Origin of the sequence: Curtobacterium sp. MMLR14_006, assembly GCF_001864985.1 — a bacterium.
Classification (GTDB): domain Bacteria; phylum Actinomycetota; class Actinomycetes; order Actinomycetales; family Microbacteriaceae; genus Curtobacterium.
Map to the genome: position 1 here is coordinate 33,133 of NZ_MJGU01000020.1, position 22,404 is coordinate 55,536.

The window sequence follows — 22,404 nt, forward strand, 5'->3', positions numbered from 1 at the left end:
AGCGGCCCGGGGCCGGTCGGGCCGCCTCACCGGTACTGCCCGAGGTCGAGGACGGAGTCGCACGCAGCTCGGGTGTCGTCGTCGTGCGTCGCGACGACGACCACGGTCCCCGACGCGGCGAGCGCCCCGATCGCCCGGTTCACCTCCGTCGCCGTCGCCCGGTCGAGCTGGGCCGTCGGCTCGTCGACGAGCATCAGTCCCGGGCTGCTCGCCACGCCCCGCGCCAGCATGAGGCGTTGCGCCTCGCCCCCGGACAGCTCGCCGAACCGGGCGTGCACCCGCCCGTCGAGGCCGAAACGACCGAGCAGTTCGACCGCCCGCCGATCGGCAGTCCGGCGGTCGTCACCGCGCGCGAGGAACGGCAGCGCCACGTGGTCCAGCGCTCGACGCCGAGCGACCCCGTGCGGGTTCTGGAACACCCAGAGCGGTCGGCACCCTGCCGGACGGTCCACGGAGCCGGCGGTCGGCCGGAGCATCCCCGCGAGGACCGCCAGGAGCGTCGACTTCCCCGAGCCGCTCGGCCCGACGACCGCAGTGACCGTGCCATCGACGAAGGTGCGATCGACCTGGCGGAACAGGACCGTGCCGTTCGACCAGGTGTGGCCGACCCCGGCCAGCGTCACCGGCACGGACGGGACCGGTCGGGATCGGCACGGACCCGGTCGAGTGGTCGACCCTCGGGCCCGCGCACGAAGGACTGACCGAGCTCGGAGCCGAGGACCTCGACCTCGAGTGCCGGGCCCGACGTCGGTTGCACGCAGGCCTGATCGCCGTCGAGGTCCCACAGCGCCGTCGGCGGAACGACCTGCACCGTCCGGGGACGGCGGAGCGACCAGGCCGCCGGGAGCGTCGGGACGCCGTCGGCCGACGACACCGTCACCGCGTACTCGGGCAGTGCGGCGACCGCAGCCAGCGCATCGGGTGCCGACACGACACCCCGCGCATCGACCGGGACGTCGGCGCCGCCGACCCGCAGCACCCGGTCGCCCGGAGCCGAGTCGGCCGACAGGGTCTCGATGCGCGCTCCGCGGAGCTCCGCCGGCAACTCGACGAGCGTCCCCTCGGCGTCGACGGGGGCGCCGAGGACCGCCGTGCAGGCACGGACGCTGTTCTCGACAGCCGGGACCCAGGCGAAGGGCGCCCGCGGCACCACGCCGTCGGGCAGGTCGTCCGCCGTCACGCCGCGGTCGACCAGGAACTGCCGTGCGGCAAGGAGGGTCCCGGGGCCGACGAGTCCGTCGACCGCGAGTCCCGCGCCGAGGCGCGTGAGCTCGGCCTGCAGCCCGGAGACGTCGTCGCCGCGGTCACCCGGTTCGAGGTCCCGCCAGAGCGGTTCCCCCGTCGCCAGCGCGACCACCGGCTGACCGTCGACGCCGGCGATCACGTCACCGCTGACGAGCGGGGCGCCGGTCGAGCACGACGACGCTGTCACCGTCCCGGTCCGGGTCGTCACCACGGCTCTGGGTGCCCCGGTCTCGAGGGCGAGTTGCACCTGCCGCTCGTCGGCGTCGGTGCGCTCGGTGACCGCGACGGTCCTGGCGGGCGACGCGGTCCGGAGCGCAGCCGGCGGCTCGGCCGGCACCGCCACCACGACCGCGGCGGCGCTGCCGGCCGCGACGAGCATCGCGCCGAGGCCGAGGAGCGCTCCGTACGGGCGCTGCATCAGCCGTCCCGCCACAGCCCGAGCGGATCGAGCTGACACTGCCGCGCCTTCTCGTCCATCCAGTCGAACGGCAGCGTGTCGTCGTCGTAGTCCTTCCGCCACTGCTCCTCGGTGTACCCCCGACCGACGAGCCCCGCTCGCTGCAGGCACGGGACGGTGATCTCGGCCTCGTCGAGTCGCTCGGGGTTCCGGCGAGTCTGCTCGAAGAGGAAGGTCACGTACTCGTCGTACCGCTTCTCACACGCGCGGAGGACCGGGTCCGACCGCTCGAAGTAGTCATTCGGATACTTCCCGTCCAGCGATGGGAGCGAGAACCCGCCGTCCGGGTCGTACTCGATCCCGAGACCGGAGTCGGCGAGACACCGCCGGACGCCTTCGTGCGCCTCCTCGAGCTCTGCGGCCGTGACCTTTCCGTCGGCGAGCATCGACGCCTCGGAGTCGGAGACTCCGTGGTCCAGAGCCGATCGGAACTCGTCGGCCCAGGGGCCGGCGTGCTCGAGCGACGCCGTCCGACTCGACGACGCATGGCCCGGGATGACAGGGGCAGCCGCACAGCCGGACGTGAGCAGTGCCACGAGCGTGAGGAGAGCAGCTCCCGCTCCAACGCGCCTCACGGCGCCCGCCAGAGGCCGAGCGGATCGAGCATGCACTGCCGCGCCTTGTCGTCCAACTCGAAGTACGGGAGCGTGTCCGCGTCGAGGTCCTCCCGCCACTGCTGCTCGGTGTAGTCCCGTCCGACAAGACCGGCCTTCCGCAAGCACGGCACGGTGATCTCCGCATCGTCCAGACGCTCCGGGTTCCGTCGCGTCTGCTCGTACAGGTAGGTCACGTACTCGTCGTACCGTTTCTCGCAGGCCCGCAGGATCGGGTCCGACCAACCGAAGAAGCCCTCGTCGACCTCCCTGTCGAAGGGATGCAGTCGGAAACCACCGTCCGGGTCGTAGGTGATGCCCAGGCTGGAGTCGGCCAGGCACCGACGCACCTGTTCGTGCGCCCCCTCGACCTCCTCGGTTGTGATCCGGCCGTCGGCCAGGATCGATGCCTCGTAATCGGACGCACCGTCATCCAGGGCTGCCTTGAACTCGTCCGACCAGGGGCCGGCGTGTTCGAGTGTCACGTCGGTCCGAGCCGACGGCCTACCCGGCTCAGCCGGGATGGTGGCACACCCAGTGCTTGCCAACGCGATCGTGACCACGAGTACGCACACGTGTGCTCCGTGTCCCCAGCGACCGGCGGCCATTCAACGTGCCGTCATCCCGTATGACACGACGTTGATCCAGCAGGCCCTCTGGCTGGACCATGAGCCGCGATCGGCCCAGTTCCCGTAGGCCGTGTCCTTGCCCTTGATCACGTCCCAATGGCGAGCGCCTCGGGAACAGGAGTTGTTCTTGCCCTTGAACGTCGAGACCGACCCGTAGCAAGCCGCGTTCGCCTCCGGAGCCGTGGCCGCGTCGACCGCGAGCCCACCGCCCATGACGCTTCCCAGCACAGCCATCCCCAACACCACGTTCTTGATCGACATCAGGCCCCTTCGCTCGTCGCTAGTGATGTATCACCGCTAACGTACAACAAGGGTGAGTTACGGCGCAACCGTCGGTGGGGCATCCGTGCAGGATGGATGCGTGACTGACGACATCCGCTGGGAGGTGCTCGAGGAGAGCACCCTCACGCTCCCCGACCACGAGGCCATCACCGCACTGCTGGCGCAGGCCTTCCCGGACTGGTCCCACTGGTACGTGGGCGGCCGGAGCTGGGCGGGCATGCAGCCCGAACGGCGGGTGATCGCCCGCGACGCCGACGGTGTCGTGCTCGCCCACGTCGGCATCCGCCGGATGTACATCTCGGTGGGCGGCCGTGATGTGCTGGTCGGCGACACCGGGTTGGTCGCTGTCGCACCGCGACTGCAGGGCACGGGCAAGGGCCGCGAGCTGATGGAGCGCGCGCACGCCGTGCTCGAGGGCCTCGCGGTGCCGTACGGCTTCCTCGGCGCCGGAGAGAACCGCATCCCGTTCTACGCGAACCTCGGCTGGCACCACTTCGACGACGTCGTCGGGGACTACACGGCCTTCACTGCCGAGGGCGCCGGCATGCCGATGACCGACCAGGGCGGCTGGATGGTCCTGCCGGTGGCGGAGCGGCTGGAGGACTGGCCGGACGGTCCGATCCTGCTCAACGGCCAGCAGGTCTAGGTCCAGGACGAGGACCGGGCGCGATCCTGCTCGACGGGCCACCGGTCCGGAACGTGAGAACGGACGGGAGGCGCGGTGCGGGTCCGACCCGCACCGCGCCTCCCGTCCGTCAGCAGTGGGGCTTACGCCTCGACCGCCACCGTCTCCGGGTCCTCGTTCGAGCCCGGTGCGCTCGGCACGACGGCCGCGCGCACGCGCGCGCCGAGGTCGGCGTCCACGTTCGTCCAGTAGGCGAACACGCGCTCACGCAGGTCGTCGCGGGTCACCTTCGAGACGTGACCGGCGATGTTGCCGACCAGGCGCTCACGGGCGGCGTCGTCGAGGACCTCGCGGACCATCGTGCCGGCCTGGCCGAAGTCGTCGTCCTCGGGGTGCAGGGTCGCGGCGGAACGCTGCAGCGCGCCGTCCGACTCCCAGCCCGGGGTCTCGTCGGTCGCGTCCGCGTCGGCGTGCGCGCCACCGAGCGAGTTCGGAGCGTAGACCGGCACCTCGGACTTCTGGAAGTCGAAGCGCATGGCGCCGTCCTTCGAGTACGAGTGGACCTCGTTCTTCGGGGCGTTCACCGGCAGCTGCGCGTGGTTGGTGCCGACGCGGTAGCGGTGCGCGTCCGCGTAGCTGAAGATGCGCGCGAGGAGCATCTTGTCCGGGCTCGCGGCGATGCCGGGCACGAAGTTCGAGGGGGCGAAGGTCGCCTGCTCGATCTGCGCGAAGTAGTTCTCCGGGTTGCGGTTGAGCTCCATGGTGCCGACCTCGATGAGCGGGTAGTCGGCGTGCGGCCAGACCTTCGTCAGGTCGAACGGGTTGAACCGGTACGACTCGGCGTCCGCGTAGGGCATGATCTGCACCTTGAGCGTCCAGCGCGGGTGGTCGCCACGCTCGATCGCGGCGTGCAGGTCGCGGATGTGGAAGTCAGCGTCCTCGCCGGCGATGCGGTCGGCGTCCTCCTGCGTGAGGGTCTTGTGGCCCTGCTCCGTCAGGAAGTGGTACTTCACCCAGAAGCGCTCGCCCTCGGCGTTGATCCACTGGTAGGTGTGCGAGCCGAAGCCGTCCATCTCGCGCCAGCTCGCCGGCAGGCCACGGTCGCCCATGAGCCAGGTGACCTGGTGCGCGGACTCGGGCGACAGGGTCCAGAAGTCCCACTGCATGTCGTGGTCGCGCAGGTGCGACCCGGGCAGACGCTTCTGCGAACGGATGAAGTCGGGGAACTTGATGCCGTCGCGGATGAAGAAGACGGGGGTGTTGTTGCCGACGAGGTCGTAGTTGCCCTCGGACGTGTAGAACTTCAGCGCGAAGCCGCGGGGGTCGCGCCAGGTGTCGGGCGAACCCTGCTCGCCGGCGACGCTGGAGAAGCGCGCGAGCATCTCGGTCTGCTGCCCCGGCTGCAGGAACGCGGCGCGGGTGTAGCGGCTGATGTCCTGCGTGACGGTGAAGGTACCGAACGCGCCACCACCCTTGGCGTGGACGACGCGCTCCGGCACGCGCTCGCGGTTGAACTGGGCGAGCTTCTCGACCAGGTAGTGGTCGTGCAGGGCGAGGGGGCCGTCGGCCCCGACACCCATGGAGTGCTGGTCGCTCGAGACGGGCGCGCCGCTGTTCGTCGTGGTGGTGGGGGTGCCGGACGGGGTGCCGGTCGTGTTCTGGTCGGACACGGTTCCTCCTTGGGTGGAACGGTTGGTTCGGTCAGGGATGCTCGGGTGGTTCAGGGGACGCGCGGGGCGTCGGCGGCGGCGTCACCGGGGACCGCGGCCACCGCGGGGGCACCGGTCGCGTCGACGGGCGCGGTGGCGTCGTCGCGCTCGGCGGCGGCGCACCGCTCGCAGATGCCCCAGTAGGTGACCTCGGCGGTCGTCACGGCGAAGCCGTGGGTCTCGGAGGGCGTCAGGCAGGGGGCGTGACCGACGGCGCAGTCGACGTCCTCGATCGCGCCGCAGAGGGTGCACATGACGTGGTGGTGGTTGTCGCCGGTGCGGCGTTCGTACCGCGCCGGACTGCCGGCCGGTTCGATCCGGCGCACGAGGCCGACCCCGGTCAGGGCGGCGAGCACGCCGTACACGGCCTGGTGACTGGTGGTCGGGAGCTCGGCGGTGAGCGCGGTCACGATGTCGTCTGCTGTGGCGTGCGGCATCGCCCCGGTCGCGCGCAGCACGGCGAGTCGCGGGGTGGTGACCCGCAGCCCCGCTCCCCGGAGCAGATCGGCGTCGGCGTCCATGCTGAGCCTTTCTTTTGCAGCGATCAAGACAAGAGCAACACTACACGAGTCGAGTGGACCGTCACCGACCCGTGCGCATGCCGCTACCGGAATACGTCATGTCACGATCCGGTCGCGATCCGCGGGGACGCTCCTGATCCGGGCCGATCGCGCGCTAGCGTCCGGACATGTCCACGCACCAGGGCCTGCCCGAGCAGGCACCCACAGCAGCGGACGTCCGGGGGATCATCGCGAAGCGGGACCTGGTCGTCGACCTCATCCGGACGGCCTGCGTCGTCCTCGTCGTCTTCGTGCACATCACGATGGTCGGCGTCGCCGCCGACGAGGGCGGTCTCCGGGTGACGAGCCCGCTGCAGGAGCTCCCCTGGTACGTGGCCGCCACGTGGATCGGCCAGGTGATGCCGCTGTTCTTCGTGGTCGGCGGCTTCGCGAGCGCCGTGGGGTGGCGCAGCACCGTGGCGCGCAGCGGCGCCGACGGCAGTCCTGCCCGAGACTGGGTCGCGACCCGACTGGTCCGGCTGTACCGCCCCGCCGTCCCCCTCTTCGTGGTGCTCGCCCTCGGCCTCGGCGTCGCCACCGCCGTCGGCACCCCGCCGGAGCTGCTCGCCGAGGTCGCCTTCGGCATCGGTTCGCCCCTCTGGTTCCTCGCCGCCTACGGCATCACGCAGTGCTGCGTCCCCTTCATGGTGCGCCTGCACGAGCGGGCCCCGTGGCGGACCCTCGGCGTCCTGCTCCTGCTGGCCGGCGCGGTCGACGCCGTGCGCCTCGCCACCGGCACCGCCGAGGTCGGGCTGCTCAACCTCGGTCCGGTCTGGCTGTTCGCGCAGCAGCTCGGGTTCCTGTGGGCCGACGGCTGGTTCGCCCGCCGTCCGAAGGCGCTGCTCCTCGCGGTCGCGGCTGCGGCCTACGCACTGCTCGTGCCGATGACCTCGATCGGGCTGTGGGCGCCGGACATGCTGCAGGACCTCAACCCGCCGATGCTGCCGCTGGCGTTCCTCGCGATCGCGCAGGCGTGCCTGGTCCAGCTCGTGCACGCTCCGCTCACCCGGCTCATGCGCACGAGGGCGGCACTCGGCACCGTCTTCGTGCTCGGCCGCGACGGCATGACGATCTACCTCTGGCACCTGCCGCTCTTCATCGCCCTGAACGGTGTCGCCCTGCTCCTCGGCGCCCCCTTCCCCGAACCGGGATCCGGCGTGTGGTGGGCGACACGACCGGTCGCCCTGGTGGTGCTGCTCGCCGTGTCGCTCGGCATCGCCCGCGCGCTCCGCTGGTTCGACCGCCCGCTCCCCCGCCTCGTGCCGACCACCGACCGGCCGGCGTGGCCGGTCGTCGCGGTGGCGGCGGTGTGCACGATCGGTCCGGCCTTCCTGGTGATGCAGGCGCACCTGTCGTTCGGCGTCGCCGTCGTCGGCGCGGTGGGCGTGCCGATCGGGGTGTGGCTGCTCTCCCGCACGGCCCCGGCGCGGAGCGTCCGGCAGATCTGAACCGGTTCTCACCGGCAGACGCCCTGCACGGAGGGGCGACGGGCGGAGGATGAGGAGCGCCGCACGATGACCGCCAGCCGGACGGTCCACGTCGGTCCCACCGCCGCAGGAGGCACCCGACGCCGTCGACACCCGAGTTCTGGAGCACCTGGCGGTTCGATCCTCTCGCCGCGGTCCTCGTCCTGGTCGCCGCCGTGGCCTACGGGCGGTGGGTGGTCGGTGCCGCCAGGCGCGGGACCCGGTGGCCGTGGTGGCGCACACTGGCCTTCGCCCTGGCGCTCGGACTGTTCGTCGTCCTGCAGTTCGGCATCGTCGGCGTGTACGACCAGCAGCTCCGGTGGGCGTTCGTCCTGCGCGCGGCCCTGCTCTTCTTCGCGGTCCCCGCGTTCGCTGCGCTGGGCGCGCCCGTCCCGTTGCTCCGGACAGGAGGCCCGGCTCGCCTCGCACGCGCCGCCGACGCGACGATGCGCTCGCGTCCGGTGCGACTGCTCGGGAACGCGATCGTCGCGCCGGTGGTCGCCCTCGTGCTGTTCGGCGTCCTGATCACCCCGCTGTCGGCGGTCGTCCGCGGCTCCGAGGGCTGGGCCGTCGCGCTCACCGCAGGACTGCCGGCGCTGGGGTTCGCACTGCTCGCACCCCTGTCCGAGCCGGGGGTGCTCCGCTCGTCGACGTTCGTCACCGCCGAGTTCCTGCTCGCCTTCGTGGAACTCGTCCTCGACGCGGTCCCCGGGATCGTGCTCCGGATCACGAACCACGTCCTCGACGGGTCGGTGGTGGCGGTGACCGGCAGACCGTGGTCACCGTCGCCGCTGCAGGACCAGCACCTGGCCGGCGACCTGCTGTGGTTCATCGCCGAGGTCGCGGACGTCCCCGTGCTCATCGCCCTCTTCGTGCGGTGGCAGCGGACCGACCGCCGCGAGGCCCGGGACGTCGACGCCCTGACGGACGAGCAGGTGGAGGCGATGACCCGCGCCCACCTGGAGCGCCGGGGCTGAGCGGGCCGCGGAGGGGCCGGCGGCGGGGACCGGGGCCTGCGGGCAACGTCGCCGACGTGAGTCGACATCGTCGCGGTCGTACGACGTCGATGACGTCGCACGTCGTCGGCCGCACCCGTCGTGTCGCTCCCCCGCGGACGCGACGCCTGCACCACCGCCCCGGACGCACCCGGGCCCCGGGCCGCTCGTGTGAGCAGCCCGGGGCCCGGGTGGACGGCGCTGGTCAGGCGTCGGCGTGCTTGCCGTGGTGGTCGATCGCCGCGAGCTCGTCCTCGGGCGTCGCCGGAGCGGCAGCCGCGGCGTGCACACCGTGCTCGGACGCCTTCGCGCCCTGCTCGGTCGGCTCCGTGCCCTGGTCGGACGACTGCCCCTCGCCGCCGGGCTGCGTGGTCACGTCGCCGGTCTTCTCCCACTGCACGGTCTGCTTCGGCTTCGCCAGGAACAGCGCCGCCACGATCGCGGCGACGAGCACGATCGCCGGCAGGAAGAGCGACTCGCCCATGGCGCGCGAGAACGGCTCGAGCAGGGGGCCGGGCAGCGCACCGACCTGCTGCTCCGCGCCGCCGGCGGACACGCCCCCGCTCGAGGACGGGAAGTTCGCCGTGATCCGGGCCTCCATCAGGGCCGCGATGCCGGCCGAACCGAGGACCGCACCGATCTGACGCGTGGTGTTGTAGACACCCGAGCCGGCACCGGCGAGCTTCGGCGGCAGGTTGCGCGTCGCCGAGACGGACAGCGGGCCCCACATGCAGGCGTTCGCGAGCCCGAGCAGCGCGCTCGGCAGGAGCACCCACCCCCAGTCGGCACCGGTCGACAGCAGGCCGCCGAACCAGAACAGCCCGCCCGAGAAGCACGCGAGCCCGAAGGCGGCCACCCAGCGCGGGTTCCAGCGGTTCAGGTTCTTGCCCACGAGCGGGGCGAGCGCCGCGGACAGCACGGCCTGCGGCACGAGGAGCAGCGCCGCCTGGGTCGGCGAGAAGCGCAGGACGTCCTGCGCCCAGAGCATGATCGGCAGCGCGAACGAGGCGATGGCGACACCGACGGCCGTGATGGCGACGTTGGCGAGCGTGAAGTTGCGGTCCTTGAACAGGCCGAGCGGCAGGAGCGGCTCCCCCTTCTGCACGCCCTGCCAGACCACGAAGGCGGCCAGCACGACGAGGCCGACGATGATGAGCATCCAGACCGAGATGATCCCCGTGATGGTGCCCCAGTCGTAGGTCTCGCCCTCCTGGATGCCGAAGACGAGCAGGAACAGCCCGGCAGCCGACAGGAAGATGCCGAGGTAGTCGAAGCGGTGGCCGTGGCGGTCGAACGAGGGCACGAAGCGCTGCGCGAGGACGAACGCGACGACGCCGACGGGGACGTTCACGAAGAAGATCCACTCCCAGCCGAAGCCGTCGACGAGCAGGCCGCCGACGATCGGGCCGACGAGCGAGGCGACACCGGCGACGGCGCCCCAGAGGCCCATGGCCGCGCCGCGCTTCTGCGGCGGGAAGATGCGCGTGATGACGGACATCGTCTGCGGGCTCATCATCGCGGCGCCGAGGCCCTGCACGACGCGGGCCACGATGAGCACCTCGATCGAACCGGCGAGACCGCACCACAGGCTGGCGAGCGTGAAGACGACGAGGCCGATCTGGTACATGACCTTCGGGCCGAAGCGGTCACCGAGGCGGCCCGTGATGAGCAGCGGCACGGCGTAGGCGAGCAGGTAGGCGCTCGTGACCCAGATCACCGCGTTGATGTCGGCGTCGAGCGCCTGCGCGATGGTGGGCGTCGCGACCGAGACGATCGTGGAGTCGACGAGGATCATGAAGAAGCCGACGACGAGGGCCCAGAGTGCGGGCCAGGGCTTCTTCTCGGTCGTCCGCGGGGGCGTTGCGGTGGTCATCGAGTGGGTTCCTTGCTGTTCGTGGGGGTGTCTGCGGGGACGGCCGGGCCGTCCCAGGTGAGGTCGCCGCTCTCGATGCGGTCGACCGTGGTGCTGAGCCACTCGATCTGCGCGGTGAGCATCGCACGGACGTACGACACGTCGAGCCAGTACCGCTCGGCCAACTGCTTGGCGTGCACGCGCCCGACGGCTGCGTCGTAGTCGTCGCGCTCCTGCTCGAGCGCGACGATCCGGGCCCGGACGGCATCGACCGCCTCGGTCCGCGACAGGTTCTCGACCACCGAGAGCGCCAGGTGGAACTGCGGGTACTCGTCGGCGGGTTCGGCGACCATGCCGCGGAGGCCGTCGGCCAGCGCCGCACGACCGGCGTCGGTGATCGTGTAGGTCGTGCGCTCCGGTCGGTTGCCGTCGCGGTCGGTGCCGACGACCTCGGCGAAGCCCAGCTCGGCCAGCCGGCCGACCTGGTGGTACAGGGTGCCCGGCCGGACCTTGACGTTCCGTTCCTGCTGCCGGTGGACCATCGTCTGGAACATCTCGTACGGGTGCATCGGTGCCTCGTTGAGCAGGTCGAGCGCGGCGAACGCGAGCGGCGTGAGCGGCGTCACCCGGGCCTCCTGACCGATCGATGGCGATGATGTTCCGACTGGACTATTCGACTTCGAATATACGGAGTGGAACACAGGTGAGCAAACGCACAGCACACTCTCCACAGGAGGCCCGGGTCCGGCCCGGCGGGCCGCCGCCGCCCCGTAGACTGGTCGCGTCCCCCCACCCCTGAAGTGCTGGAGAGAACACGTGCCAACGATCGTCGTCGAGGTCATGCCGAAGGCCGAGATCCTCGACCCCCAGGGCAAGGCGGTGGGCAACGCCCTCGCGCGGCTCGGCAAGTCCGACCTGACCAACGTCCGCATCGGCAAGCGTTTCGAGGTGACCGTCGACGGCCCCGTCGACGACGCGAAGCTCGCCGAGGTCCGCGACATCGCGGTCGACGTCTTCTCGAACGCCGTGATCGAGGACGTCGTCTCCGTGACGGTCGAAGGCCAGTGACCCGGATGCGCATCGGCGTCATCACCTTCCCCGGCTCGCTCGACGACCGCGACGCCCAGCGCGCCGTCCGTCTCGCCGGCGCCGACCCCGTCGCCCTCTGGCACGGCGACCACGACCTGCAGGGCGTCGACGCGATCGTGCTGCCCGGCGGGTTCTCGTACGGCGACTACCTGCGGGCCGGTGCCATCGCGGCCAAGGCCCCGATCATGGCCGAGGTCATCGACGCCGCCGGCAAGGGCATGCCCGTCCTCGGCATCTGCAACGGGTTCCAGATGCTGGCCGAGGCCCGTCTGGTCCCCGGCGCGCACACCCGCAACGCGCACCAGCAGTTCATCCGCCGCGACCAGAAGCTCCGGGTCGAGACCACCTCGACGGCGTGGACCTCGGGCTTCGCGCCCGAACAGGAGATCACGATCCCGCTCAAGAACGCCGACGGCCGCTTCGTCGCCGACGCCGACGAGATCAAGCGCATCGAGGACAACGGCCAGGTCGTGTTCCGGTACGTGGGCGTCAACCCGAACGGGTCGATCGACGACATCGCCGGCGTCTCGAACGAGCGCGGCAACGTCGTCGGGCTCATGCCGCACCCCGAGCACGCGACGGAGGCCGGCTTCGGTCCGGACACCCCCGCCGCGATGGCCTCCGGCACCGACGGCCTCACCTTCTTCACCTCCGTGATCGAGTCCACGCTGGTCAAGTGACCGCGACTCCAGTGACAGGGAACAACGACACCGTGACGACCTCCGTTCGCCCGAAGCCCGACACCGTGCAGGACGCGGCAGCGACCCCCGACAAGGAACAGCCGTACGACGCGCTGGGGCTGAAGCCCGACGAGTACGCCCGCATCAAGGAGATCCTCGGCCGCCGCCCCACCTCGGGCGAGCTGGCGATGTACTCGGTGATGTGGAGCGAGCACTGCTCCTACAAGTCCTCGAAGAACTACCTCCGTCAGTTCGGCAAGAAGGTCACGCCGGAGATGACGAAGAACCTGATGGTCGGCATGGGCGAGAACGCCGGGGTCGTCGACGTCGGCAACGGGTGGGCCGTCACCTTCAAGGTCGAGTCGCACAACCACCCGTCCTACGTCGAGCCCTACCAGGGCGCGGCCACCGGTGTCGGCGGCATCGTCCGCGACATCATCTCGATGGGCGCCCGTCCGGTCGCCGTGATGGACCAGCTGCGCTTCGGTGCGATCGACCACGAGGACACCGCGCGCGTCGTGCACGGTGTCGTCGGCGGCATCTCGTTCTACGGCAACTGCCTCGGCCTGCCGAACATCGGCGGCGAGACCTACTTCGACCCGGTGTACCAGGGCAACCCGCTGGTGAACGCCCTGGCAGTGGGCGTCCTGCGCCACGAGGACCTGCACCTGGCCAACGCGTCCGGTGCCGGCAACAAGGTCGTCCTGTTCGGTGCCCGCACCGGTGGCGACGGCATCGGCGGCGCCTCGATCCTGGCGTCGGACACCTTCACCGAGGGCGGCCCGACCAAGCGCCCCGCCGTGCAGGTCGGCGACCCCTTCGCCGAGAAGGTCCTCATCGAGTGCTGCCTCGAGCTGTTCCAGCAGGAACTCGTCGAGGGCATCCAGGACCTCGGCGCCGCGGGCATCTCCTGCGCGACGTCCGAGCTGGCGAGCAACGGCGACGGCGGCATGCACATCTCGCTCGACGACGTCCTGCTGCGCGACCCCACGCTCACCGCCGAAGAGATCCTGATGTCGGAGAGCCAGGAGCGCATGATGGCGGTCGTCCGCCCCGACAAGCTCGACGAGTTCCTGCGCGTCGTCGGCAAGTGGGAGGTCGAGACCAGCGTCCTCGGCGAGGTCACCGGCACCGGCCGGCTCGTCATCGACTGGCAGGGCCAGGAGATCGTGAACGTCGACCCGCGCACCGTCGCCGTCGACGGCCCGGTCTACGACCGCCCGGTCGCCTACCCGACGTGGATCGACGCGCTGCAGGCCGACACCGCCGCTTCGCTCGACCGACCGGTCGACGGCCCGGCGATCAAGGCGCAGTTCCTCAGCCTGCTCGGCTCGCCGAACCTGGCGTCGAAGAACTGGGTCACGAACCAGTACGACACCTACGTGCTCGGCAACACCGCGCTCTCGTTCCCCGACGACGGCGGCATGATCCGCGTCGACGAGGAGACCGGCCTCGGTGTCGCGATCGCCACCGACGCCAACGGCCGCTACTGCCAGCTCGACCCGAAGCAGGGTGCCCGCCTGGCCCTCGCCGAGGCGTACCGCAACGTCGCCGTCACCGGCGCCGTCCCCGCCGCGGTCACCGACTGCCTGAACTTCGGCTCCCCCGAGAACCCCGAGGTCATGTGGCAGTTCTCCGAGGCGGTCGAGGGGCTCGCCGACGGCTGCATGGAGCTCGGCATCCCGGTCACCGGCGGCAACGTCTCGTTCTACAACCAGACGGGCACGACCCCGATCCACCCGACGCCCGTCGTCGGCGTGCTCGGCATCATCGACGACGTCGCGAAGCGCGTCCCCTCGGGCTGGCAGGACGACGGCCACAACATCTACCTGCTCGGCACCACCTCGCTCGAGCTCGACGGGTCGGCGTGGGCCGGCACCGTGCACGGCCACCTCGGTGGCCGTCCGCCGGCGGTCGACCTGGGCCGCGAGAAGGCGCTCGCCGACCTGCTGCAGGCCGCGACGAGCGAGCAGCTCCTGACGAGCGCCCACGACCTGGCGGACGGCGGCCTCGGCCAGTCCCTCGCCGAGTCAGTGCTGCGCTTCGGCATCGGCGCGCGCGTGGTGCTGGACGAGCTCGAGTCCCGCGACGGTGTCGACACCGCCACGGCGTTGTTCTCGGAGTCGACGGGTCGTGTGATCGTGACCGTCCGTCGCGAGGACGACGTCCGGTTCCAGGGTCTGTGCGACGGCCGGGGCTTCCCGGTGCTGCGCATCGGCGTGACCGACGCCACGTCGGACGCGCTCGAGGTCCAGGGCGCGTTCGAGGCGTCGGTGGACGAGCTCCGGGGCACGCACCGTGCCACGCTGCCGTCCCGCTTCGGCGACGTGATCGTCGAGGACGTCACCGAGGGGTACGTCGGCCGCGGGCCGCTCGACTCCGACGGCGCGTTCTCGCCGCGCACGGACGCCTAGGCCCCGCGAGCGACCCGGGATGCCGATCGTCACCCTGCCCTTCGCCGAGCTCGTCGACCGGTTCGGCCCCGTGCCGGACGGCATCGAGCTGGACGTCTGGGACGTCGAGGCGCCGTACGGACGGCCCGACGACGTCGCCATCACGTTCCTGCCGTTCTACTTCGCCGGACGGCACCGGTGGCAGTTCGTGCACGACCTGCCGGCGCTCGAGCTCCTGCAGCTGCCGAGCGCCGGCTACGAGCACGCGGTGCCGCACGTCCCCGGGCACGCGAAGCTCGCGAACGGTCGCGGGATCCACGACGACGAGACCGCCGAGCTGGCGGTCGGCCTGGCGCTGACCTCGCTCCGCGAGATCGCGGCGTTCCAGGCCGACCGGGCGAACGGCGTCTGGGACGCGCGTGAAACCCGCTCGCTCGCCGACCGACGCGTCACGGTCGTCGGCTACGGCGCGATCGGTTCGGCGATCGCCACCCGGTTCGAGGCGTTCCGCACCGAGGTGACCGTGGTGGCCCGGACCGCTCGCGAGCAGGACGGGCGCCAGGTGCATGCCTTCGGTGCGCTGCGCGAGCTCGCGGCGACCACCGACGTGCTCGTGCTCATCGCACCGCTCACCGACGAGACCGAGGGGCTGGTGGACGCCGGACTGCTCGCCGCCCTGCCCGACGGGGCCCTGGTCGTGAACGTGGCGCGGGGCAAGGTCGTCGACACCGACGCGCTGGTGGCGGAACTGCAGTCCGAGCGGCTGTTCGCGGCACTCGACGTCACCGACCCCGAGCCCCTGCCCTCCGGCCACCCGCTGTGGACGACGCCGAACACGGTGCTCACGCCGCACGTCGGGGGCAACACGGACCTGAGCGTCCCGCGGTCCGTCGACCTGATGCGCCGGCAGGTCGCCGCGCTGGCCGAGGGTCGCCCGTTCGAGAACCTGATCGACTTGTGACCGTACGGTCGGGCGCGACCCGACCGCGGTCCGGTCGCCAGGGCGCGAAAGCGTCACTGTCCCGCGAACCATCGGCGGCACACGGACGCTTCCGCGGGACAAACGGCGGCACGGCCATGGCCAGCCGTCGCGAGGACGAGCGCCAGGACGAGCGTCAGACCGCGACGATGCAGGCCGGCGTGCCGACCGCGATCTGTTCCACCGCAGGGCCGGGCACGCCGTCGTCGCCGAGCGGCAGGACCGCGATCGCGTCCGACATCTGGTTCGCGACGAGCAGGTAGCCAGGAACCCGGGCGAAGTGTCGCGGCCAGACCCCGCCGCAGGGCGCCGAGCCGATGACCGTCAGGCCGCCGTCGGCGGCGTCGAGCACGACGACGACGTCACGACCACGGACGGCGACGACGACGCGTCCGGCGTCGTCGACCTCGAGGTGGCTCAGCAGGGACTCGCCGACCGCGCCGTCGAAGGTGGGCGTGGACGCGATGACCCGGAAGGACCCGGTGTCGTCGCGGCGGAGGCGGTGCACCTGGCCGTCGAGCTCGCCGGCGACGATGAGGTCGCCGTCGTGCCACGCCATGTGCCGCGGTCCGACGCCGGGTGCGACGTGGTGCACGTGCAGGGGGTCGATGGTCGGTGTGCCGTCGGTCGAGACGGCGACGCGGAACTCGTGCAGGGCGTCCCCGCCGAGGTCGGCGACGAGCACGGTGCCGTCCGGGGTGCCGATCGACTGGTGGGCGTGCGGACCCTCCTGCCGGTCCTCGACCGGGCCGGTGGTGTCCGGCAGCACCGCGACGGCGACCGCGTCGTCCGGGACGGCAGCGCCGGTTCCCGCCTCGGCGGCGGCCAGCCCGACGGCCGTGACCGTGCCGGAGACGTAGTTCGTGACGACGATCGTGCCGGAGGGGTCGACCCGGACGTGGCACGGGGCGTCCCCGCCGGCCGGGGCGTCCCAGAGGTGCTCGAGGGCGCCGTGCTCCAGGCGGAACGCCGAGACGCTGCCGTCGGCGACCTCCGAGACGGCGTAGACCCGGTCACCGTCGACCGCGAGGAACGAGGGGTCGTCGAGCACGGCGACCGTGCGGGCCGCTCCGTCGTCGACGATCGAGATGCCGGTCGCGGTGCCGCCACCGGTCGCGGTGTAGGAGCCGACGAGCAGGGTCGGCAGGTCGACGCTCACTCGTCGCGCCCGGCGATGCGCTCGTGGTGGTGGATCACCTCGGCGACGATGAAGTTCAGGAACTTCTCCGCGAAGGCCGGGTCGAGATGGGACTCACCGGCGAGCGACCGGAGTCGCGCGACCTGGATCTGCTCGCGCTCCGGGTCGGCGGCGGGCATGCCCGACTCGGCCTTGAGGTGCCCCACCCGCTGCGTGTACTTGAACCGCTCCGCGAGCATGTGGATCACGGCGGCGTCGATGTTGTCGATGCTCTGCCGGATGCTCCGCAGTTCGGCGACCGCGGCCGCCGACGCGTCGCTCGCGGGCGATGGCGGAGTCGTGGCCGAAGGCGTGGAGACGTCGTCGTTCATGGCCCGAGCCTACTGGCGCACACTGGCCGCCCGCAGCACGCCCGACGGGCCGCGGCGCACCCGCACACCGCACGTGTCAGCGCACGTCCCAGCGCCCGTCTCAGCCCCGTCTCAGCGCACCAGGGACCGCGCGTCGCGTCGCGGGCGTGCCCGGCTGCCCCGCGCGCCTGCGAGAATGAGTGCATGTCAGTCCTGCTCGTGATCTCGGGCGTGTTCGCGGTGCTCGCCGGCCTCGTCCACGTGTACATCTTCTTCCTGGAATCGGTGGCGTGGACCAGTCCGCGGGCACGCCGGACGTTCGGCATCGCGTCGGAGAACGACCTGCAGGCCACGCGCACCCTCGCGTTCAACCAGGGCTTCTACAACCTGTTCCTGGCGATCGGCGCGCTGCTCGGTGTCGTGCTCGTCGTCGCGGGCAGCACGACGAGCGGGTGGACGCTCGTGGTGTTCTCGACGGCGAGCATGCTCGGCGCCGCGGTGATCCTGGCGGGCACCGGTCGTCGGTACCTCAACTCGGCGTTCAAGCAGGGCACGCTGCCGTTCATCGCCCTGGTGTTCGCGCTGCTCGGCTCGACGATCGGCGTCTGACGCCGGCGCGCGAGCGCACGCACCCACACGAACGCGCACGGCCGACCGGTCTCCCGGTCGGCCGTGCGCGTTCGTCGTCGGAGCAGGCAGGCTCGGAGCAAGCAGGCTCGGAGCAGGCAGGCTCGGAGCAGGCAGGCTCGTCGCAGGCGAGCTCGTCCTAGCCGAGCTTCTCCTCGAACTGGGCGGGCAGCTTGTCGAGCGCCCACTCGATCGCGGCCGTGGTGCCCATCGAGAACGCCGAGGACACGTCCGCGTCGTCGAAGACGATCGAGTGGCCGGCCTCGACCGACGGCACCTTCTGGAAGAGCTTGTCGGACTCCGCCTTCGACGCGTCGACGTAGATCGGCAGGATCAGCGTGAGGTCGGCGTCGAGCAGGTCGAGGTTCTCGTCGGACAGCGAGACCGAGAAGGCCTTGCCGGCCTCATCGTCGATCGCCGACGGGATCGTGAAGCCGAGGTTCTCCATGAACTGCGAGCGGCTGTCGGCCGAGGCGTAGGCACCGAAGCCCTCGGACGTGTAGGCGCCGACGACGGCGGTCTTGCCCTCGAAGTCCGGGTGCGCCTTGCGGGCGGCTGCGTACGCGTCGTCGAGACCGGTGAGCAGCTTCTTGCCCTCGGACTCCTTGCCGAGCGCCTTCGCGATCATCGTGGTCTGCTGCTCGGTCGTCGTCAGGTAGTTCTCGCCACCCTTCGGGATCGCCACGGTCGGCGCGATGGCGGACAGCTTGTCGTAGCGGTCCTTGTCGCCCGACGACTTCACGTCGAGGATCAGGTCCGGGTCGAGCTTGAGGATGTCCTCGTAGCTCGGCTCGAGCGTCTGGATGATCTTCGGCGACTTCGTGTACGCACCCTTGAGCCACGGGCCGACGCCGTCGCCGCCGAACGCGAGCCAGTCGCTCGCACCGACGGGCTGCACGCCGAGCTCGAGCGCCGTCTCGGCGTCACCCCAGCCGAGCGCGACGACACGCTTCGGCTGCGACTCGATGGTCGTCGTCCCGAGGGCGGTGGTGATGGACACGGGGAAGGCCGCGTCGGACGAGCCCGACGACGAGGTGTCCGTCGACGAGTCGGAGCCGGAGGCGCACCCGGCGAGGACGAGGGACGCGGCGACGACGGCGCCGGCCGCGGCGAGCACGCGTCGGAAGCGGAGGGGAGAACGATTCACGAAGGGTAGCCTAACCTAAACAGCACCACCGAGTACCCTCGAGCACGTGGCGCCCACTGATCCCGGCCGCACGCACCTCGCGGTGCTCGGCTCCCCCATCGCACACTCGCTCTCGCCCACGTTGCACGCTGCGGCCTACGACGCACTCGGCCTGTCCTGGACGTACGGGAGGCACGAGGTCGCCTCCGGTGGGCTCGACGCATTCGTCGCGGGGCTGGGTCCGGAGTGGCGCGGACTGAGCCTCACGATGCCACTCAAGCGCGAGGTCCTGCCGCTGCTCGACCGGACGACCCCGCTCGTCGACGAGCTCGGCGTGGCGAACACGGTCGCGTTCCGGACGGTCGGCGACACGGTGCTTCGCTGCGGGGCGAACACCGACGTGCAGGGACTCGTGCGCCCGGTCGAGGCGCTCGGCCACCTGCCCGGCGAGGCGACGGTCCTCGGCGGCGGTGCGACCGCGACGAGCGCCCTGACGGCCGCGGTCCGGCTCGGGGCCGAGCTCGTGCGGGTGTTCCTGCGCGACACCGCGAAGGCCGGCCCGCTCGTCGACCTGGCCGTGCGGCTCGGCGTCTCGCTCGAGGTCCTGCCCCTCGACGACCTGGCCGGCACCCGGCACGGCTTCGTCGTCTCGACCCTGCCCGGCGGAGCGGCGGACGAGCTCGACCTCGTGCCGTCGGGTCCGGACGCCGTGCTGTTCGACGTCGCCTACGAACCCTGGCCGACCGCGGCGTCGACCCGCTGGTCGGCGGCGGGCGGGCGGGTGCTCAACGGCCTCGACATGCTCGCCGAGCAGGCCGTCGGCCAGATCCGCTTCTTCCTGACCGGCGACGAGGACGAGCTGCTGCCGGACGAGGCCACGGTCCGCCGTGCGATGCGCACCGCCGTCGGGCTCCCCGCCACGATCAGCTGACCGGACCGAGCAGGGGACGAGGTCAGCCGACCACCCCGTCGACGTAGGACCAGCGCCCGTGTTCGCGCACGAACGTGCTCGTCTCCTCGAGCGTGCCGCGGTCGTCGTCGCTCCGCCACCACGCGCGGAACGCGACGGTGCCGGTCGTGTCGAACGGGCCTCCCGCACTCGTCGACAGGACGTCGAGCCGGGTCCATCGCTGCTGCGGGTCGAGCTCGAGGTCGCTCGGTCGTGTGCGCGGGTGCCAGGTGCGCAGCAGGTACTCCGGCAGCCCGAGGGCGAACGCGCTGAACCGGGAGCGCATGAGCCGTTCGGCCGTGGGGGCCGCGGCGCCGGTGTGCAGGGGCCCGCAGCACTCGCCGTAGGGGTTGCCGCTCAGGCAGGGGCACCGGGTCGCGTCCGTGATCACGTCCGCACGGTACCCGAACGGGAGCAGGGCGCGGTACCCGGACGGGAGCAGGGCGCGGTACCCGGACGGGAGCAGGGCGTCGACCAGGCCGGTCCATTAGACATGACGTGTGTTCACCATCGGCAGGCAGGTGTACCGGGAGCGCCTCCCGGTGCTCGTCGACGACCGCATGCGTCGCCGGGTCCGGCTCGTCGGCGTCGTCGTCGGTGCGGTCGCGTTCGTCGGCCTGCTCCTGCTCGGCCTGCTGACCGACGTCGGCGAGGACCTGCCGCCCGTCGCCGGCATCGTCGTCGCCCTGCTGCTCGCCGTGGCGCTCGGCTGCTTCGGAGCAGGGCTGGTGCCCATCGGCCCGAAGGGGTGGGAACTGCCGCCGGTGCCGCGGATCGGTTGGCGCACGCAGGAGGCGATCGCCCGCTACCACCGCAGGAACCCACCCCCGGTCGCCCCGGAGCACCGCGACGCCGTGCTGCAGGGCATGCCCGAGACCCGCGACATGATCGTGCGTGTGGTCTTCCGCGGCAACCTGTTGCTCGCCGGCTGGGGCGTCGGGTTGCTCGGGACCGTGCTGCTCAACGTGTTCACGCTCTCGGCGGGCGACACCTTCACCGGGTTCATCCCGGTGTACTTCCTGATACCCGTGCTGTCGTCGTACCCGGCGATCGGCGGCGTCCGCCTGCTCGGCCGGCAGGAGCAGCTGCGCGTCGAGGCCGAGGCCCTGCCGCCCGTCCCACCGCCCCCGCCGGCCCGCGGCCGACCCGGTACGCCGAGCGGCAGCAAGCTCGCGCTGCCCGGGGAGTGACCGTGCTCGCGCTCGGGTGGCAGGTGTTCCGCCGGCATGCCTTCGACGTGCTGGACCGCCGCCGCGTCCGCCGGGCGGGCCTGTGGTCGGCCGGCACCGCGGTGGTCGCCGCGGCCGTGATGACGGTGCTGCAGGTACGACTCGGCTGGACGGGGACCGGTCCGGCCAGCAGCACGGTCGGCGTCGCCCTGCTGGCGGTCGGCGTCGGGCTGATCGTGTTCGCCTGTCTGCCGACGAGGCGCCCGCCGGACCCGTCGTCGACGATCAACGGCCGCCAGGTGTGGCCGACGGAGCGCGCCGCGGTGCGGGCGGCGGTGGAACCGTACCTGCTGCGACGGCCGCGCCCCGTCCGGCCCGAGGACCGCGAGGTCGTCCGCACCGACACCGTCCTGCTGCGCCGGAGCCTGATCGGCACGCTGCGCCGCGCGGCCCCGGCCGTCCTGTCGGTGGTCGCCGCGGTCGGTGCGCTCGTCGCGCTCGGTCAACTCCGGTGGTGGTACCTGGCCTGGGCCGCGGTCTGGGTCGGGCAGGTCCCCGAAGCGCTCGTGCGACTCGGGCGTTCCGAACGCGCCCGCCGCGCCGCCGAGGCCGCCGAGGCCTCCGACCCCGCCGGACCACCCGAGGCGCGGACCGCTCACTGAACAGGAGCACCAGCACCAGCACCAGCACCAGCACCAGCAACCGGACCGCACCCGCTCCGAGGGGCACACTGGACGGCATGTGTGGAAGGTTCGTCGTCTCCGACACCACGGCCGATCTGTTGCCCGAGCTGATCGGCGAGCTCGCCGACCGCACCGAGCACGTCGACGAGGACACCGGCGAGGTGCACCCCGGCCTCGCCCCGAGCTGGAACGTCGCTCCGACCGACCCCGTGTACGCGGTGCGGCAGCGTCACGGCGAGCGCGAGCTCCCCCGGATCAGCTGGGGGTTCGTGCCGAGCTGGGCGAAGGACTTCCGGACGCAGCGGCCGAAGCCGATCAACGCCCGGATCGAGACCGTGGCGACGAGCGGCATGTTCCGGCGGGCGTTCGCGTCGAACCGCTGCATCGTCCCCGCGCAGGGCTACTACGAGTGGGTGGTGCGCGAGGACGGCAAGGAACCGCACTTCGTGCACGAGCCCGGTGGTGCCCTGGCGATGGCCGGCGTCGTGAGCGCCTGGCCGGACCCGACGAAGCCCGAGGGTGATCCCGACAAGTGGCGGCTGTCGCTCGCGATCATCACCCGCGACGCACACGTCGCCCCCGGCGAGGTGCACGACCGGATGCCCGCGTTCCTGACGCCGGACGGCTACGACACCTGGCTCGACGGGGACCGCCCCGCCGGTGACCTGCTGTCGCTGCTCGACGCCGAGTCGCTCACCGTGGCGGCCGGGCTCGAGCAGTACGAGGTGGCCCGCACGGTGAACAACGTGCGCAACGACGGACCGCACCTCGTCGAACCGGTCGCGTAGCGGCCGCAGCGGCCGCGCAG

General features: G+C 71.8%; 25 protein-coding genes. 12 read left to right on the forward strand and 13 right to left on the reverse strand.

Features of this window, described 5'->3' with window-relative positions; translation table 11 throughout:
• Positions 1–26 precede the first annotated feature (26 nt).
• The 5 genes from BIU94_RS07605 to BIU94_RS07625 form a co-directional block, all read right to left on the reverse strand.
• Entirely contained in the window at positions 27–629 is a 603-nt protein-coding gene (locus tag BIU94_RS07605; protein ID WP_071256774.1) for an ATP-binding cassette domain-containing protein, read from the reverse strand.
• The gene (locus tag BIU94_RS07610; RefSeq protein WP_139195849.1) at positions 620–1,663 is read right to left on the reverse strand and encodes a peptidoglycan-binding protein; all 1,044 of its coding nucleotides are present in this window, start codon (positions 1,661–1,663) and stop codon (positions 620–622) included. Before BIU94_RS07610 ends, BIU94_RS07605 begins: the two co-directional genes overlap by 10 nt.
• Complete coding sequence (locus BIU94_RS07615) at positions 1,663–2,238, reverse strand: hypothetical protein (RefSeq protein ID WP_071296891.1); 576 nt, start codon at positions 2,236–2,238, stop codon at positions 1,663–1,665. Before BIU94_RS07615 ends, BIU94_RS07610 begins: the two co-directional genes overlap by 1 nt.
• A gap of 35 nt (positions 2,239–2,273) precedes the next feature.
• Positions 2,274–2,780, reverse strand: coding sequence for a hypothetical protein (locus BIU94_RS07620; protein WP_071290536.1), 507 nt, complete (start codon positions 2,778–2,780; stop codon positions 2,274–2,276).
• 123 nt (positions 2,781–2,903) lie between these two features.
• Positions 2,904–3,185 carry a hypothetical protein gene (locus BIU94_RS07625; RefSeq protein ID WP_071256785.1) on the reverse strand — a complete coding sequence of 94 codons (282 nt, stop codon included), beginning with the start codon at positions 3,183–3,185 and terminating at the stop codon, positions 2,904–2,906.
• A 100-nt stretch (positions 3,186–3,285) separates the two neighbouring features.
• Between BIU94_RS07625 and BIU94_RS07630 the strand changes: the two genes are divergently transcribed.
• Positions 3,286–3,852, forward strand: coding sequence for a GNAT family N-acetyltransferase (locus BIU94_RS07630; protein WP_175472129.1), 567 nt, complete (start codon positions 3,286–3,288; stop codon positions 3,850–3,852).
• Positions 3,853–3,974: 122 nt separating this feature from the next.
• Here BIU94_RS07630 and BIU94_RS07635 read toward each other — a convergent pair whose 3' ends face one another.
• The gene (locus BIU94_RS07635) at positions 3,975–5,501 is read right to left on the reverse strand and encodes a catalase (RefSeq protein ID WP_071256788.1); all 1,527 of its coding nucleotides are present in this window, start codon (positions 5,499–5,501) and stop codon (positions 3,975–3,977) included.
• Positions 5,502–5,551: 50 nt separating this feature from the next.
• Positions 5,552–6,061, reverse strand: coding sequence for a Fur family transcriptional regulator (locus BIU94_RS07640; protein WP_217639486.1), 510 nt, complete (start codon positions 6,059–6,061; stop codon positions 5,552–5,554).
• A gap of 167 nt (positions 6,062–6,228) precedes the next feature.
• Between BIU94_RS07640 and BIU94_RS07645 the strand changes: the two genes are divergently transcribed.
• Together BIU94_RS07645 and BIU94_RS07650 are read left to right on the forward strand one after the other, a co-directional pair.
• Entirely contained in the window at positions 6,229–7,548 is a 1,320-nt protein-coding gene (locus BIU94_RS07645) for an acyltransferase (protein ID WP_071256791.1), read from the forward strand.
• 194 nt (positions 7,549–7,742) lie between these two features.
• Positions 7,743–8,543, forward strand: a complete 801-nt coding sequence (locus BIU94_RS07650; protein WP_083404663.1) for a cytochrome c oxidase assembly protein — start codon at positions 7,743–7,745, stop codon at positions 8,541–8,543.
• 223 nt (positions 8,544–8,766) lie between these two features.
• Here BIU94_RS07650 and BIU94_RS07655 read toward each other — a convergent pair whose 3' ends face one another.
• Positions 8,767–10,434 carry a DHA2 family efflux MFS transporter permease subunit gene (locus BIU94_RS07655; RefSeq protein ID WP_083404664.1) on the reverse strand — a complete coding sequence of 556 codons (1,668 nt, stop codon included), beginning with the start codon at positions 10,432–10,434 and terminating at the stop codon, positions 8,767–8,769.
• Positions 10,431–11,039, reverse strand: a complete 609-nt coding sequence (locus BIU94_RS07660) for a PadR family transcriptional regulator (RefSeq protein WP_175472130.1) — start codon at positions 11,037–11,039, stop codon at positions 10,431–10,433. Before BIU94_RS07660 ends, BIU94_RS07655 begins: the two co-directional genes overlap by 4 nt.
• Before the next feature lie 190 nt (positions 11,040–11,229).
• On the opposite strand from BIU94_RS07660, the gene purS reads away from it, so the two are divergent.
• The 4 genes from purS to BIU94_RS07680 are packed head-to-tail and all read left to right on the forward strand — an operon-like array spanning position 11,230 to position 15,536.
• Entirely contained in the window at positions 11,230–11,481 is a 252-nt protein-coding gene (purS, locus tag BIU94_RS07665) for a phosphoribosylformylglycinamidine synthase subunit PurS (protein ID WP_071256793.1), read from the forward strand.
• Between the two features lie 5 nt (positions 11,482–11,486).
• Positions 11,487–12,182: a phosphoribosylformylglycinamidine synthase subunit PurQ gene (purQ, locus tag BIU94_RS07670; protein WP_071256977.1), complete on the forward strand. Its 696-nt coding sequence runs from the start codon at positions 11,487–11,489 to the stop codon at positions 12,180–12,182.
• Between the two features lie 32 nt (positions 12,183–12,214).
• A complete protein-coding gene (purL, locus tag BIU94_RS07675) occupies positions 12,215–14,596 on the forward strand; it encodes a phosphoribosylformylglycinamidine synthase subunit PurL (RefSeq protein ID WP_254782827.1) in 2,382 nt (793 codons plus the stop codon).
• Between the two features lie 19 nt (positions 14,597–14,615).
• Positions 14,616–15,536: a 2-hydroxyacid dehydrogenase gene (locus BIU94_RS07680; protein WP_071256800.1), complete on the forward strand. Its 921-nt coding sequence runs from the start codon at positions 14,616–14,618 to the stop codon at positions 15,534–15,536.
• 154 nt (positions 15,537–15,690) lie between these two features.
• On the opposite strand, the gene BIU94_RS07685 is transcribed toward BIU94_RS07680, so the two are convergent.
• Positions 15,691–16,713 carry a beta-propeller fold lactonase family protein gene (locus BIU94_RS07685; protein WP_071256803.1) on the reverse strand — a complete coding sequence of 341 codons (1,023 nt, stop codon included), beginning with the start codon at positions 16,711–16,713 and terminating at the stop codon, positions 15,691–15,693.
• Positions 16,710–17,063 carry a chorismate mutase gene (locus BIU94_RS07690; RefSeq protein ID WP_071256806.1) on the reverse strand — a complete coding sequence of 118 codons (354 nt, stop codon included), beginning with the start codon at positions 17,061–17,063 and terminating at the stop codon, positions 16,710–16,712. The genes BIU94_RS07685 and BIU94_RS07690 overlap by 4 nt, the downstream gene beginning before the upstream one ends.
• Positions 17,064–17,246: 183 nt before the next feature.
• On the opposite strand from BIU94_RS07690, the gene BIU94_RS07695 reads away from it, so the two are divergent.
• Positions 17,247–17,651, forward strand: coding sequence for a DUF1304 domain-containing protein (locus BIU94_RS07695; protein ID WP_175472131.1), 405 nt, complete (start codon positions 17,247–17,249; stop codon positions 17,649–17,651).
• 157 nt (positions 17,652–17,808) lie between these two features.
• Here the strand turns inward: BIU94_RS07695 and BIU94_RS07700 are convergent, their stop codons facing one another.
• Positions 17,809–18,816, reverse strand: a complete 1,008-nt coding sequence (locus BIU94_RS07700; protein WP_071256808.1) for an iron-siderophore ABC transporter substrate-binding protein — start codon at positions 18,814–18,816, stop codon at positions 17,809–17,811.
• Positions 18,817–18,862: 46 nt separating this feature from the next.
• Between BIU94_RS07700 and BIU94_RS07705 the strand changes: the two genes are divergently transcribed.
• A complete protein-coding gene (locus tag BIU94_RS07705; protein WP_071256810.1) occupies positions 18,863–19,726 on the forward strand; it encodes a shikimate dehydrogenase in 864 nt (287 codons plus the stop codon).
• Positions 19,727–19,748: 22 nt separating this feature from the next.
• Here the strand turns inward: BIU94_RS07705 and BIU94_RS07710 are convergent, their stop codons facing one another.
• A complete protein-coding gene (locus BIU94_RS07710) occupies positions 19,749–20,135 on the reverse strand; it encodes a YchJ family protein (RefSeq protein WP_071256814.1) in 387 nt (128 codons plus the stop codon).
• Between the two features lie 109 nt (positions 20,136–20,244).
• Here BIU94_RS07710 and BIU94_RS07715 point away from each other — a divergent pair, with 109 nt between their 5' ends.
• The 3 genes from BIU94_RS07715 (at position 20,245) to BIU94_RS07725 (ending at position 22,384) form a co-directional block, all read left to right on the forward strand.
• The gene (locus BIU94_RS07715) at positions 20,245–20,934 is read left to right on the forward strand and encodes a hypothetical protein (protein WP_071256815.1); all 690 of its coding nucleotides are present in this window, start codon (positions 20,245–20,247) and stop codon (positions 20,932–20,934) included.
• Between the two features lie 2 nt (positions 20,935–20,936).
• On the forward strand, positions 20,937–21,575 hold the full coding sequence (locus tag BIU94_RS07720) for a hypothetical protein (RefSeq protein ID WP_139196350.1): 639 nt from the start codon (positions 20,937–20,939) through the stop codon (positions 21,573–21,575).
• Positions 21,576–21,652: 77 nt separating this feature from the next.
• Positions 21,653–22,384, forward strand: coding sequence for an SOS response-associated peptidase (locus tag BIU94_RS07725; protein WP_071256819.1), 732 nt, complete (start codon positions 21,653–21,655; stop codon positions 22,382–22,384).
• Positions 22,385–22,404 lie beyond the last annotated feature (20 nt).

Bases quoted from the DNA above. Each gene is read 5' to 3' on its own strand.
- BIU94_RS07625 (WP_071256785.1), bottom strand. From the start codon at position 3,185: ATGTCGATCAAGAACGTGGTGTTGGGGATGGCTGTGCTGGGAAGCGTC.
- BIU94_RS07640 (WP_217639486.1), bottom strand. From the start codon at position 6,061: ATGGACGCCGACGCCGATCTGCTCCGGGGAGCGGGGCTGCGGGTCACC.
- BIU94_RS07610 (WP_139195849.1), bottom strand. From the start codon at position 1,663: ATGCAGCGCCCGTACGGAGCGCTCCTCGGCCTCGGCGCGATGCTCGTC.
- BIU94_RS07725 (WP_071256819.1), top strand. From the start codon at position 21,653: ATGTGTGGAAGGTTCGTCGTCTCCGACACCACGGCCGATCTGTTGCCC.
- BIU94_RS07655 (WP_083404664.1), bottom strand. From the start codon at position 10,434: ATGACCACCGCAACGCCCCCGCGGACGACCGAGAAGAAGCCCTGGCCC.
- BIU94_RS07680 (WP_071256800.1), top strand. From the start codon at position 14,616: ATGCCGATCGTCACCCTGCCCTTCGCCGAGCTCGTCGACCGGTTCGGC.
- BIU94_RS07690 (WP_071256806.1), bottom strand. From the start codon at position 17,063: ATGAACGACGACGTCTCCACGCCTTCGGCCACGACTCCGCCATCGCCC.
- BIU94_RS07645 (WP_071256791.1), top strand. From the start codon at position 6,229: ATGTCCACGCACCAGGGCCTGCCCGAGCAGGCACCCACAGCAGCGGAC.
- purQ (WP_071256977.1), top strand. From the start codon at position 11,487: ATGCGCATCGGCGTCATCACCTTCCCCGGCTCGCTCGACGACCGCGAC.
- BIU94_RS07695 (WP_175472131.1), top strand. From the start codon at position 17,247: ATGTCAGTCCTGCTCGTGATCTCGGGCGTGTTCGCGGTGCTCGCCGGC.